Origin of the sequence: Castellaniella defragrans 65Phen (genome assembly GCF_000612685.1) — a bacterium.
GTDB lineage: Bacteria > Pseudomonadota > Gammaproteobacteria > Burkholderiales > Burkholderiaceae_B > Castellaniella > Castellaniella defragrans.
In genome coordinates, this window is sequence record NZ_HG916765.1 from 230,887 (window position 1) to 243,589 (window position 12,703).

A 12,703-nucleotide genomic window follows, 5' to 3' on the forward strand; every position below is an offset into this window, starting at 1 on the left:
GTGTCTCCAGGGATGCGCGGCCCGGTTCAGAGGACCAGGATGGCGCGGAAATCGTTGACGTTGGTGAGCGTGGGACCGGTGATCAGGGAATCGCCCAGGCGCTCGAAAAAGCCGTGGCCGTCGTTGTCGTCCAGATGCGCGCGCGGCGGCATGCCGGCCGCCCAGGCGCGCGCCAGGGTGTCGGGGCCGATCAGGGCGCCGGCGATCTCCTCCTGGCCGTCCACGCCGTCGGTGTCGCCGGCCAGGGCGTGGACGCCTTCGGCGCCATCCAGGGTGATGGCCAGGGACAGCAGGCATTCGACGTTGCGCCCGCCGCGGCCCTGGCCGCGCACGGTGACGGTGGTCTCGCCGCCGGACAGCAGCACGCAGGGGGCGGGCGCCGGCTGGCCGTGCGCGCGCACCTGCAGGGCGATGCCGCCCAGCACCTTGCCGACGTCGCGGGCCTCGCCCTCGATGCGGTCGCCCAGCAGCAGCGGCGCGACACCGGCCTCGCGGGCCACGGCGGCGGCGGCTTCCAGGGCCATCTGGGGCGTGGCGATCAGGTGGGTCTCGACGCGCGCCAGGCGGGCGTCGCCGGGCTTGAGGGTCTCGCCCGCGCCCGATTCCAGCAGCCGGCGGGCGCCTTCGGGCAGCTCGATGCCGTAGCGGCGCACGATGTCCAGCGCGTCGGCGCAGGTGCTCGGGTCGGCCACGGTCGGGCCGGAGGCGATGTCGCAGGGCTGGTCGCCGGGGACGTCGGAGATCAGCAGGTTGACCACGCGCGCGGGCGCGCAGGCCGCCGCGAGCCGGCCGCCCTTGATGCCCGACAGGTGGCGGCGCACGCAGTTCATCTCGGAGATGGTGGCGCCGGATTTCAGCAGGGCGCGGTTGATGGCCTGCTTGTCGGCCAGGGTCACGCCGGCGCCCGGCACGGGCAGCAGCGAGGAGCCGCCGCCCGAGATCAGGCAGACCACCAGGTCGTCGGCCGTCAGGCCGGCCACCCGCTCGAACAGGCGCCGGGCGGCGGCCTCGCCGGCCTCGTCGGGCACCGGATGGGCGGCCTCGACGATCTCGATGCGCTCGCAGGGCACGGCGTAGCCGTAACGGGTGACGACGAGCCCCTCGACGGGGCCGGGCCAGTGCCGCTCGAAGGCCTGCGCCATGGCGGCCGAGGCCTTGCCGGCGCCGATGACGATCGTGCGCCCCCGGGCCGCTGCGGCAGGAAGGCGGGGATGCAGTGTTCGGGCTGGGCGGCGCGCACGGCCGCCTGGAACATGCGGGTGAGAAGCTCGCGGGGCGAGAGGTTCATGAGGCGTCCATCCCGAAGATGAGGATGAGTCCGGACACGGCGCAGTCCCTGCGGACCGCTTCGTGCCCGATGAATCCGGGCCGCTTGCAGGCGGCGAGGCGGATTGGCGAATCGCCCGGCGGACGGGCCCCTGCGCGAGGAGCGGGTCCGCCGGACGGGAGGCGCGGCTTCCGCTTTGGCGGCGGCTTCGGCTTACTGGCCGATTTCGTGGTTCGCCAGGATTTCCAGCGCGCGCACCATGCCGGAATGGTCCCAGCCGGCGCCGCCGTGGGCCACGCAGGCGTTGAACAGTTCCTGGGCCACGGCCGTGCTGGGCAGGGACATCCCCAGCTGGCGCGCGGTGGTCAGGGCCAGGTTCAGGTCCTTCTGGTGCAGGTTGATGCGGAAGCCCGGATCGAAGGTGCGCTTGACCATGCGCTCGCCGTGCACTTCCAGGATGCGCGAGCTGGCGAAGCCGCCCATCAGCGCCTGGCGCACCTTGGCCGGGTCGGCGCCGGCCTTGGAGGCCAGCACCAGGGCCTCGCCCACGGCCTCGATGGTCAGGGCGACGATGATCTGGTTGGCGACCTTGGTGGTCTGGCCGTCGCCGTTGCCGCCGACCAGGGTGATGTTCTTGCCCATCAGCTCGAAGATCGGCTTGCACTGGTCGAAGGCGGCCTGGCTGCCGCCGATCATGATGGTGAGGCTGGCAGCCTTGGCGCCGACTTCGCCGCCGGACACCGGCGCGTCCAGGTATTCGCAGCCCAGCGCGTTGATCTTCTTGGCGAATTCCTTGGTGGCGACGGGCGAGATCGAACTCATGTCGATGACGATCTTGCCCTTGCTCAGGCCGGCGGCCACGCCGTTCTCGCCGAACAGCACGGCTTCGACGTCGGGCGTGTCGGGCACCATGATGATGACGATGTCGGAGGCCTTGGCGACCTCGGTCGCGTTGGGCAGGGCCTTGGCGCCCGCGTCCAGCAGGCTTTGCGCGGTCTTGCCGTGGGTGAAGGTGGCCAGGGTGTGGCCGCCCTGGATGAGGTTGGCGGCCATGGGGGTGCCCATGATGCCCAGACCGATGAAACCGATGTTGGCCATGTGAGTTCTCCTTGTCGATGCGTGTCGTTTCGATGGGGTGCCGGAAGGGATGCCGGGGAACGGTGCTGGAAAAGGGTTCCGGGAGGGCGGTCAGGCCAGCGCCTGGATCCAGCCCAGGCCGTCCTCGGTGCGGCCGGCCGGCTTGTATTCGCAGCCGATCCAGCCGTCGTAGCCGACGGCGTCAATGTGGCGCAGCAGCCAGCGGTAGTTGATCTCGCCGGTGCCGGGCTCGTTGCGCCCGGGGTTGTCGGCGAGCTGGATGTGGCCGATGGACCCGAGGTGCCTGCTGATGGTGTTGCCCAGTTCGCCTTCCATGCGCTGCGCGTGGTAGATGTCGTACTGCACGCGCAGGTTGTCGGAGCCGACCTCGGCGATGATGGCCAGCGCCTGGTCGGTGCGCGACAGGAAGAAGCCCGGGATGTCGAAGGTGTTGATGGGCTCGATCACCAGGCGGATGCCGGCCTGCTTCAGTTCGGCGGCGGCGTGGCGCAGGTTCTCGACGAAGGTGCGGTGCGCCGCGGCGGCGTCCACGCCTTCGGGCACCTTGCCGGCCAGGCAGTTGAGCTGCGGGCAGCCCAGGGCCTGCGCGTATTCGATGGCGCGGACGACGCCCTGCCTGAATTCCTCGACGCGGCCGGGGTGGCAGGCGATGCCGCGCTCGCCCGCGTCCCAGTCGCCGGCGGGCAGGTTGTGCAGCACCTGGACCAGGCCGTTGGCCTGCAGGCGCCGGGCCAGTTCTTCCTTCGGCCAGGCGTAGGGAAACAGGTATTCGACGCCCTTGAAACCGGCCTTGGCGGCCGCTTCAAAGCGGTCGAGGAAGTCGATTTCCGTGAACAGCATCGACAGGTTGGCGGCGAATTTCGGCATGTATGGCTCCTTGAAATGCGTGCGGGCAGCCCTTCCGCCGGGGAGGGCTGCGGCGTCCTGCTTCAGTCCAGCAGGGTGATGGCGGTCGGGGCGTCCTCGCCGCGCTCGGCCAGTTCCTCGAATTCGTTGATCGCGTCGATGTCGTTGCCCATGGAGATGTTGGTGACGCGCTCCAGGATGAATTCGACCACGACGGGCACGCGGAATTCCTCGATCCAGGCGCGGGCCTGGGCGATGGCGGGCTGGATTTCCTCGACCTTCTTCACGCGGATGGCCTTGCAGCCCAGGCCTTCGGCGACCTTGACGTGGTCCACGCCGTAGCCGTCGGTTTCCGGCGCGTTGATGTTGTCGAAGGACAGCTGCACGCAGTAGTCCATGTCGAAGCCGCGCTGCGACTGGCGGATCAGCCCCAGGTAGGCATTATTGACCACAATGTGGATGTAGGGCAGCTTGAACTGCGCGCCCACGGCCAGTTCCTCGATCATGAACTGGAAGTCGTAGTCGCCGGACAGGGCCACGACCTCGTCGCCGGTATCGGCGGCCACCACGCCCAGCGTGGCGGGCACGGTCCAGCCCAGGGGGCCGGCCTGGCCGGCGTTGATCCAGCGGCGCGGGCCGTAGACGTGCAGCAGCTGGGCGGCGGCGATCTGCGACAGGCCGATGGTGGTGACGTAGCGCACGTTCCGGCCGAAGGCCTTGTTCATTTCCTCGTACACGCGCTGCGGCTTGAGCGGCGACTGGTCGAAGTGGGTCTTGCGCTGCATGGACTTCTCGCCCTTGCGCGCGCGGCACTCCGCGGCCCAGGCGCCGCGGTCGCGCAGCTGGCCGGCGGCCTTCAGGCGGCGGGCCTCCTCGATCATCAGGCGCAGGGCCGCGCCGGCGTCCGAGGCGATGCCGTAGTCGGGGCCGAAGACCTTGCCGATCTGGGTGGGATCGACGTCGATGTGCACGAAGGTGCGTCCCTGGGTGTAGACCGGCGTGGAGCCCGTGTGGCGGTTGGCCCAGCGGTTGCCGATGCCCATGACGAAGTCCGAGGCCAGCAGGCTGGCGTTGCCGTAGCGGTGCGCGGTCTGCAGGCCGGCCATGCCGGCCATCAGCGGGTGGTCGTCGGGGATCACGCCCCAGCCCATCAGGGTGGGGATGACGGGCACGCCGGTCAGCTCGGCGAATTCCTGCAGCAGGCCCTCGGCCTGGGCGCTGAAGATGCCGCCGCCGGCCACCAGCAGCGGGCGCTCGGCGGCGTTGAGCAGGGCCACGGCGCGGGCGGCCTGGGCCGGCGTGGCGGCGGGCTTGTAGACCGGCAGCGGCTCGTAGGTGTCGATGTCGAATTCGATTTCCGCCATCTGCACGTCGAAGGGCAGGTCCACCAGCACCGGGCCGGGGCGTCCGGAGCGCATCACGTGGAAGGCCTGCTGCAGGATGCGCGGCACCAGTTCCGGCTCGCGCGCCATCACGGCCCACTTGGTGACCGGCTTGGCGATGGTCTCGATGTCCACGGCCTGGAAACTTTCCTTGTGCAGCTGCGCGCGCGGCGCCTGGCCGGTGATGCAGAGGATGGGGATGGAGTCGCCGGAGGCCGAGTACAGGCCGGTGATCATGTCCGTGCCGGCGGGGCCGGAAGTGCCCAGGCAGACGCCGATGTTGCCGGGCTGCGCGCGGGTGTAGCCTTCGGCCATGTGCGAGGCGCCTTCCACGTGGCGGGCCAGCACGTGCTTGAAGCCGCCGTTCTTGCGCAGGGCGGAGTACAGCGGATTGATGGCGGCGCCGGGTACGCCGAACAGCGTGGTGACGCCTTCCTTCTGCAGGACCGCCGCGGCGGCGTCGACTGCTCTCATTCTGGCCATGATTTCTCCTGGATCGGTCGGATGGGTATTCGTTGACGGGACCAGATTAAAGAAATCGCCGGGGCGCAGGAATCCCAGTACGCCTCGCTTCTGTCGATACTATTTGTATGTGATGTTGCGGGCCTGGGGTAGAATCCCATGAACCCGGGACACGCCGGTTCCGTCCGGATTCTTCGTTGTCCGTCCTTGCCTTGCGGGGTTTTCCAGTCCGCGGGGAATCATCGGGAGGCCTTCATGAGCCGCTATACCGAGATACGCAGTTTTGTATTGATTGCCGAGCAGGGCAGCTTCGCCGCCGCGGCCCTGGTGGAAGGCGTGACCCCGGTCATCATGGGGCGGCGCCTGACGGCGCTGGAAAAGCGCCTGGGGGTGCAGCTGATGCACCGCTCCACGCGCGGCCTGGTGCTGACGGACCTGGGCGAGCGTTACCTGGAGCACTGCCAGCAGCTGATCCAGGATTTCGACGCCGCCGACGCCAGCATCATGTCGCGGGGCCGGTCGCTCGCCGGCCACCTGGTGGTGTCGGCGCCGGCCTCGTTCGGGCGCCTGCACGTGGCCCCGCACGCGCTGGCATTCCGCGCGCGCTACCCGGACCTGGCGCTGTCCTTCAACTTCACCGACAGCGTGGTGGACCTGGTGCGCGAGGGCTACGACATGGCCATCCGCATCGGCGAGGTCACCGACCCGAACTACGTGGCGGTGCGCCTGTATCCGAACCGCCGCGTGGTCTGCGGCACGCCCGCCTATTTCGAGTCGCACGGCGTGCCGCGCGTGCCCGAGGACCTGGCGCGGCACAACTGCCTCGCCTTCAACCTGCAGGGCGGGCAGCATCGCGGCTGGACCTTCGTGCGCGACGGCAAGCCCTTCGCCGTGCGGGTGCGCGGCGACCTGGCCTGCAACGACGGCGAGCTGCTGTACCACTGGGTGCGCCAGGGGCTGGGCATCGGCTGGCGCTCCACCTGGGAGATCCAGCGCGAACTCAAGCGCGGCGAGCTGGTGACGGTGCTCGACGAATTCGCCCTGCCCGCCTACGACATCCAGGCGGTCTATCCGCAGCAGCGCTACCTGCCGGCCAAGGTGCGCTATTTCATCGACGACCTGAGAAACCATTATCATGAACCCGGTTACTGGGAAGGACAGAGATCATCTTGACTGCGAATGCTGAACACGCGCCGGCGCGCGATCCCAAGGCCCGCCGCAACGAACGGCTCGCGCTGACGGCGCTGGCCGGCATGGCGCTGGTCTGGGGCTACAACTGGGTCGTCATGAAGCAGGTGCTGGCGTATGTCGGCCCCTTCGATTTTTCCGCGCTGCGCACCCTGTTCGGCGCCGTCGCGCTGCTGCTGGTGCTGGCGGCCCTGCGGCGGCCCATGCGCATCCGGGCCTGGCCGCGCGTGCTGCTGCTGGGCGTGCTGCAGACCGGCGTGTTTTCCGCCCTGATCCAGGTCGCGCTGCTGCAGGGCGGGGCGGGCAAGACCTCGATCCTGGTGTACACGATGCCGTTCTGGGTCATCCCGCTGGCCTGGGTGGCGTTCGGCGAGCGCATCCGCGGGCTGCAGTGGCTGGCCCTGGCGCTGGCGGCCGCGGGCCTGCTGCTGATCCTGGAGCCCTGGAGCCATCACGCCGGCATCGTCAGCGAGATGCTGGCCGTCGCCTCGGGCCTGTGCTGGGCGCTGGCGACGCTGGTGGCCAAATGGATCAAGCGCGACCACCCGATGGATGCTTTGCCGCTGACGGCGTGGCAGATGCTGTTCGGCGCCCTGGCGCTGTGCGTCGTCGCCTGGCTGGTGCCGGAGCGGCCGATCGCGCCGGCGCCCTATTTCTACGCGGCGCTGGCCTACAACGCGCTGCTGGCCACGGCCCTGGCCTGGTTCCTGTGGCTGTTCGCGCTGCAGCACCTGTCCGCCGGAATGGCGGGCCTGTCGTCGCTGGGCGTGCCGGTGGTCGGCGTGCTGTCCGGCTGGCTGGAACTGGGCGAGGTCCCTGGCGGGCTGGAGCTGTCGGGGATGATCCTGATCGGCGTGGCGCTGGCGGTGATCAGCCTGCGCCCGATGGGCGGGCGCGGATAGGCGCCGCGGCGATGCTGTCGGACCAGAGCCTGGCGCGCGTGCGCGACCTGAAATTCAAGCAGCTGCTGGTGTTCGAGCGGGTGGCCACCCTGGGGTCCATGCACAAGGCGGCCGAGGCCGTGCACATGACCCAGCCCAACGTCGTCAAGATCGTCAGGCAGCTGGAGGAATTGCTGCAGGTCACGCTGTTCGAGCGCCACAGCAAGGGCGTGCGGCTGACCGTGTTCGCCGAGCACCTGCTGGCGCGCATCCGGCCCATGCTGGGCGATGCGCGCGCCCTGAGCGAGGAGCTGGAGGCGCTGCGCAGCGGCGAGGGCGGCCAGGTGGCCGTCGGCACCCTGATCTCCGCCTCGGCCTGGCTGCTGCCCGAGAGCGCGGCCCTGATGAAGCGCCGCCATCCCAAGGCGGGCCTGCTGATCCAGGAAGCCACCAACGACATCCTCTTTCCCATGCTGCGCGTCGGCGAGCTGGACGTGATCGTCGGCCGCCTGCCGGAGAATCCGGGCGAGGGGGTGGAGATGCACGCGATCTACGACGACGAACTGATGATCGTGGCGCGCGCCAGCCATCCCCTGTCGCGGCAGCCGGCGTGCGCCCCCGAGGACCTGCTGGACTATCCGTGGATCGTGCCGTCGAATTCCTCGCCGGTGCGCAAGCAGGTGGACCGGTTCTTCCGCGGCCGCGACCTGCCGATCCCCCACAACCAGATCGTCTCGCTGTCGATGCTGACCAACCTCGGCATCCTGGCGCGGTCCGATGCGCTGGCCATGCTGCCCAGCGTGGCGGCCCGGCCGCTGATCCAGGTGGGGGTGCTGTTCGAGGTCCCGATCCACGTGCGCGTGCCGTTCGGCACCATCGGCTACAGCCTGCGGGCCGACCGCGAGCCGGTGCCGGCGGCGGCCCTGTTCATCGGCATCCTCAAGGAAGTCGGCGCGCGGGCGCAGGCCACGGGCGGGGTCCCGCCGGCGGGCTGAGGCCCCGGCGGGGGCTCAGAGCGGCACGCGCGCGCCCAGCGACTTCAGTTCGTCGAGCACGATCTGCGAGTAGATCTTGGTGACGCCCTTGAGCTTGTTCAGCCGGTTGACCACGAAGCGGGAGAACTCCTCGAAGTTGCGGGTGCGCACGTGCAGCACGTAGTTGGTCTCGCCGGTCACGATGTAGGCGCTGACCACTTCGGGCATCAGGCCGATCTCGCGCGTGAAATAGTTGTGCTGGGCCTCGCTGAGCTGGCCGATGTTCAGGTTGACCAGCGCCTGGATGTCGAAGCCCAGCTTCTTGGCGTTCAGGGTGGCGTGGTAGCCGTCGATGTAGCCGTTTTCTTCGAGCAGCTTGACGCGCCGGTGGCAGGCCGACGGCGAGAGGGCGACCATGTCGGCCAGTTCGAGATTGCTCAGGCGGCCGTCCCGCTGCAGGATGCCCAGAATCTTGATGTCCACCGGGTCCATTCTCATGATTGGTATACCTTTCGATCAATGACTCTAATAATCGAATGATATTCCGATATTTACACTCTGGATTGGAATATTAGAATAATTTCCCGCTGCCTCCTTGATAGACTGTTTTTCAGTGAAAACGCCGCACAGGAGGCATCGATGATCACACTGGAACAGTGCCTGGCCCGCGACCGGGCCGATGAGCTGGCCAGTCTCAGGCAGCAGTTCGATTTACCCGAGGGCACCCTCTATCTGGACGGCAATTCGCTGGGCGCCCTGCCGAAAGACGCCCCGGCGCGCGCCCAGGACGTCATCCGCCGGGAGTGGGGCGCCGACCTGATCAACAGCTGGAACAGGAACGACTGGTGGGCGCTGCCCACGCGCCTGGGCGACCGGCTCGCGCCGCTGATCGGCGCCGGGCCGGCGAGGCCATCGTCACAGACACCACCTCGCTGAACCTGTTCAAGGTCGTGGCCAACGCCGTGGACATCCAGCGGCGCGCCCATCCGGAGCGGAAGATCATCCTGGCCGAGCGGGATGCGTTTCCCACCGACCTGTACGTGATCCAGGGCCTGATCGGGCTCCTGGACCGCGGCTACACGCTGCGGCTGATCGACCGGCCCGAGGACCTGAACGCGGCCGTGACCGGGCAGACCGCCGTGGTGGTGCTGTCGCACGTCAACTACCGCACCGGCTACCTGTACGACATGCGGGCGGTCGATGAGCTGGTGCACGCGCGCGGCGCCCTGGCGGTCTGGGACCTGTGCCATTCGATCGGCGCCGTGCCCATCGACCTGAAGGGCGCGGACGCGGATTTCGCCATCGGCTGCACCTACAAGTACCTGAACGGCGGCCCCGGCGCGCCGGCCATGCTGTGGGCGCATCCCCGGCACCGGGCCGATTTCCGCCAGCCCCTGTCGGGCTGGTGGGGGCATGCGCGGCCGTTCGACATGGCGGTCGATTACGTGCCCGATCCGGGCATTCGCAGCTTCCTGTGCGGCACGCAGCCCATCGTGTCCATGAGCCTGGTGGCGTGCGGCGTGGACATCTTCCTGCAGACCGGCATGGAGAAGATCCGCCGCAAGTCCCTGGCGCTGACCGACCTGTTCATCGAGCTGGTGGAGCAGGAGTGCGCCGGCCAGGGCCTGGCGCTGGAGACGCCGCTGGATCACGCTCACCGCGGCAGCCACGTCAGCTTCCGCCATCCGCAGGGCTACGCCGTGGTGCAGGCGCTCATCGCGCGGGGCGTGATCGGCGACTACCGCGAGCCCGAGGTCATGCGCTTCGGGATCACCCCGCTGTACCTGCGCTTCGTCGATGTCTGGGAGGCCGTCCAGCACCTGAAGGCCGTGCTGGCGCGGCGCGAATGGGAGCGGGACGAGTTCCGCGAGCGCGGGCTGGTGACGTGACGGCGGCGCCCCCGGCCCGGCCGGGGCGCCGCGGCGGCGGCCCGCGCCGCACGCCATGAAGCACACATAAAAAAACAGAATGAAAATCAGGAGACGGAGATGGACGGATTCGACAAGATCCAGTCCCGCGAGGCGGGGCTGCACAAGAAATTGACCGCGCGGCAGATGAGCATGATCGCCATCGGCGGCGCGATCGGCACGGGACTGTTCCTGGGCAGCAAGTTCGCCATCGGCTTCGCCGGCCCGGGCGTGGTCGTGAGCTACGTCATCGGCGGCTTCATCGCGCTGCTGCTGATGGGCTGCCTGGCGGAAATGACGGTGGCGCATCCCACCTCGGGCTCGTTCGGCGCCTATGCCGAGCATTACGTCAGCCCGCTGGCCGGCTTCCTGGTGCGCTACTGCTACTGGTCCAGCATCGTGCTGGCCGTCGGCACGGAAGTCACCGCGGTGGCCGAATACATGAAGTTCTGGCTCCCGGACGTCGCCGCCTGGATCTGGATCGCCGGCTTCTCGGCGGCGCTGATCGGCGTCAACGCCTACAGCGTCAAGGCCTTCGGCTCGGTGGAATACTGGTTCTCCGCCACCAAGGTCTTCGCCATCGTGGCCTTCATCGTCCTGGCGATCGGCATGCTCGCCGGCGGGCGGGAGGCGGTGCCGGTGGCGCAGCACCTGACGGGCCAGGGCGGCTTCATGCCCAACGGCTGGGGCGGTGTCTGGACCGGCGTGATCATCTCGATCTTCAGCTATTTCAGCATCGAGATGATCGCCGTGGCGGCGGGCGAGGCCGAGCATCCCGAGCAGGCCGTGCGCCAGGCCTTCAAGGCGACCGTGGCGCGGCTGGTGATCTTCTACCTGCTGTCGCTGTCCCTGATCGTGATGCTGGTGCCCTGGAAGACCCTGGTGGCCGACGGCACGACCAGTCCCTTCGTCACGGTGATGCAGTCCGTGGGCATTCCCTACGCCGATAGCATCCTGAACTTCATCGTGATCGTCGCGGCCCTGTCGGCCATGAACAGCATGCTGTACATCTCGACCCGGATGCTGTTCAGCCTGTCGCGGGCCGGCGACGCGCCGGCGGCGCTGGGCCGGATCCGCGCCAACGGGGTGCCGCTCAATGCGCTGGCGGTGTCCGCCAGCGGCATCGCGGTGGCGGCCTGGGTGTACGTGTCCGACCCAGGCACGGCCTTCCCCATCATGATCGCGCTGTCCATGTTCGGCGTGCTGTTCACCTGGGGCATGATCTTCTTCACGCACCTGTTCTTCCGCCGCCGCATGGCCGGCCGGGGCGCATTCCTGCGCTTTCGCATGCCCGGCTACCCGGCCGGCACCCTGCTGGGCCTGACCGGCATCTCGGCCATCCTGCTGACCACCTGGTTCATCGACATCTTCCACGCCACGCTGGTGTTCGGCGTGCCTTTCCTGGCGCTGCTGGTGCTGGCGTACGGCTTGAGAAAGGCGCGCGGCAAGCCCGCCCCGGACCGCGAGGCCCGTTCCGGCGGCATCGGCTGATGCCCGAGCCGAACCGCTGATTCCCGGGGGCGCGCCCCCCGCCACCCGATCCACCGAAGCATGCCGCGGCGCCGGCAGGGGGCGCTGCGTGCCGCCCGCGCGCATGACGACAGAAGAATCAAATCACAGGAGACGCTTCATGATGAAGAAGACAGGGCTCGCGGCGGCATTGCTGCTCGCGGCGGGCGCGGTCCACGCCGAGTCCGGCCTCACGCTGTCGGGCATCCTCGACCTGAGCCTGCAGCATCTCAGGAACTCGGGCGACGACGAGTCCCGCACGGACCTGGCCAGCGGCGTGATGAGCAGCTCGCGCCTGGAGTTCAACGGCAGCGAGGACCTCGGGGGCGGCAACACGGCCTATTTCACGTTCCAGCCCCAGTTCGACGCCAGCACCGGCGAGCGCAAGGAGCAGATGCGGCTGTCCTACGTGGGCCTCAAGGGAGGCTGGGGCGACGTCACCCTGGGCCGCCAGGACACTCCGTCGTCCTTCGTGACGGGCTATGCCGATCCGAATTACGGCTCGGAATACAGCGTCATGAACAACATGCAGTTCTTCTATGCGCCCTACCGGGTGGACAACGCGATCCAGTACAACTCGCCGAGCTTCGGCGGATTGTCCGGCCGCGTGATGTACGCGTTCGGCGAAGGGGGCGGCACCCAGGCCGGGCATTTCATGGGCGTCGCGCTGGAATACTACAGCCACCCGCTGTACATCGGCCTGGCCAGCGAGCGGGCCCGCAACCGGGACATCGACAGCCCGTCGGACCTCAGAAGCACCCGGGACGACTACCTGTCGGTGGTCTACAGCTTCGACAATGGGGTGGAGCCGACCTTCATGTTCCACACCTACGACGGCTACTACACCTATCCGCCCTATGTCGGCTTCTCGGCCAGCGGCTGGGACGTGCAGTTCGGCGTGCGCTGGGACATCGACGGTCGCAATCGCGTGCATGCCAGCTTCGTGCACCGCCACGACGACGACAACGCGGCCGTCGGCACGGCCAACGGCGTGACGCTGGGCTATCTGCACGGCCTGTCCAAGCGGACCGACCTGTACATCAATTTCGCCTACATCGACAACGACGAGCGCGCCCGCGTTCCCTATCCCGTGAGCTGGAACGACACGCCCGACCCGGGCCAGAGTCCGATGGGCTTGGCCGTGGGCATGCGCCACAAATTCTGAACGATTCCCCCATCGACTCGAAGG

General features: G+C 68.6%; 9 protein-coding genes and 2 pseudogenes. 6 read left to right on the forward strand and 5 right to left on the reverse strand.

Annotated features, from left to right (window positions below; all coding sequences use genetic code 11):
* Positions 1 to 26 precede the first annotated feature (26 nt).
* From BN940_RS01055 to gcl, 4 genes and pseudogenes are all read right to left on the reverse strand, one after another.
* A pseudogene (locus tag BN940_RS01055) lies at positions 27 to 1,288 on the reverse strand (glycerate kinase type-2 family protein).
* A 192-nt stretch (positions 1,289 to 1,480) separates the two neighbouring features.
* Positions 1,481 to 2,365, reverse strand: a complete 885-nt coding sequence (gene glxR / locus BN940_RS01060) for a 2-hydroxy-3-oxopropionate reductase (RefSeq protein WP_043679201.1) — start codon at positions 2,363 to 2,365, stop codon at positions 1,481 to 1,483.
* 90 nt (positions 2,366 to 2,455) lie between these two features.
* On the reverse strand, positions 2,456 to 3,232 hold the full coding sequence (hyi, locus tag BN940_RS01065; protein WP_043679204.1) for a hydroxypyruvate isomerase: 777 nt from the start codon (positions 3,230 to 3,232) through the stop codon (positions 2,456 to 2,458).
* Positions 3,233 to 3,294: 62 nt separating this feature from the next.
* Positions 3,295 to 5,076, reverse strand: a complete 1,782-nt coding sequence (gcl, locus tag BN940_RS01070) for a glyoxylate carboligase (protein ID WP_043679207.1) — start codon at positions 5,074 to 5,076, stop codon at positions 3,295 to 3,297.
* Between the two features lie 234 nt (positions 5,077 to 5,310).
* Between gcl and BN940_RS01075 the strand changes: the two genes are divergently transcribed.
* Genes BN940_RS01075 through BN940_RS01085 form a run of 3 tightly spaced genes read left to right on the forward strand, consistent with a single transcriptional unit; the run spans position 5,311 to position 8,119 of the window.
* Positions 5,311 to 6,228, forward strand: coding sequence for a LysR family transcriptional regulator (locus BN940_RS01075; protein ID WP_043679209.1), 918 nt, complete (start codon positions 5,311 to 5,313; stop codon positions 6,226 to 6,228).
* Positions 6,225 to 7,145, forward strand: a complete 921-nt coding sequence (locus BN940_RS01080; protein WP_198408283.1) for a DMT family transporter — start codon at positions 6,225 to 6,227, stop codon at positions 7,143 to 7,145. Before BN940_RS01075 ends, BN940_RS01080 begins: the two co-directional genes overlap by 4 nt.
* A gap of 11 nt (positions 7,146 to 7,156) precedes the next feature.
* Entirely contained in the window at positions 7,157 to 8,119 is a 963-nt protein-coding gene (locus tag BN940_RS01085; protein WP_052355504.1) for a LysR substrate-binding domain-containing protein, read from the forward strand.
* A gap of 15 nt (positions 8,120 to 8,134) precedes the next feature.
* Here BN940_RS01085 and BN940_RS01090 read toward each other — a convergent pair whose 3' ends face one another.
* Positions 8,135 to 8,596 (reverse strand): Lrp/AsnC family transcriptional regulator, encoded by a 462-nt coding sequence (locus tag BN940_RS01090; RefSeq protein WP_043679212.1) that lies wholly within the window; start codon positions 8,594 to 8,596, stop codon positions 8,135 to 8,137.
* A 141-nt stretch (positions 8,597 to 8,737) separates the two neighbouring features.
* Here BN940_RS01090 and kynU point away from each other — a divergent pair.
* The 3 genes and pseudogenes from kynU to BN940_RS01105 all read left to right on the forward strand — a co-directional run bounded on the left by kynU (position 8,738) and on the right by BN940_RS01105 (position 12,679).
* A pseudogene (kynU, locus tag BN940_RS01095) lies at positions 8,738 to 9,987 on the forward strand (kynureninase).
* A 99-nt stretch (positions 9,988 to 10,086) separates the two neighbouring features.
* Positions 10,087 to 11,496 (forward strand): amino acid permease, encoded by a 1,410-nt coding sequence (locus BN940_RS01100; protein ID WP_043679215.1) that lies wholly within the window; start codon positions 10,087 to 10,089, stop codon positions 11,494 to 11,496.
* A 139-nt stretch (positions 11,497 to 11,635) separates the two neighbouring features.
* Positions 11,636 to 12,679, forward strand: coding sequence for a porin (locus BN940_RS01105; RefSeq protein WP_043679218.1), 1,044 nt, complete (start codon positions 11,636 to 11,638; stop codon positions 12,677 to 12,679).
* Positions 12,680 to 12,703: the final 24 nt, after the last annotated feature.

Coding starts and splice junctions, on each gene's coding strand:
- glxR (WP_043679201.1), bottom strand. CDS start 2,365: ATGGCCAACATCGGTTTCATCGGTCTGGGCATCATGGGCACCCCCATG.
- BN940_RS01075 (WP_043679209.1), top strand. CDS start 5,311: ATGAGCCGCTATACCGAGATACGCAGTTTTGTATTGATTGCCGAGCAG.
- BN940_RS01085 (WP_052355504.1), top strand. CDS start 7,157: ATGCTGTCGGACCAGAGCCTGGCGCGCGTGCGCGACCTGAAATTCAAG.
- BN940_RS01105 (WP_043679218.1), top strand. CDS start 11,636: ATGATGAAGAAGACAGGGCTCGCGGCGGCATTGCTGCTCGCGGCGGGC.
- BN940_RS01090 (WP_043679212.1), bottom strand. CDS start 8,596: ATGAGAATGGACCCGGTGGACATCAAGATTCTGGGCATCCTGCAGCGG.
- gcl (WP_043679207.1), bottom strand. CDS start 5,076: ATGGCCAGAATGAGAGCAGTCGACGCCGCCGCGGCGGTCCTGCAGAAG.
- hyi (WP_043679204.1), bottom strand. CDS start 3,232: ATGCCGAAATTCGCCGCCAACCTGTCGATGCTGTTCACGGAAATCGAC.
- BN940_RS01100 (WP_043679215.1), top strand. CDS start 10,087: ATGGACGGATTCGACAAGATCCAGTCCCGCGAGGCGGGGCTGCACAAG.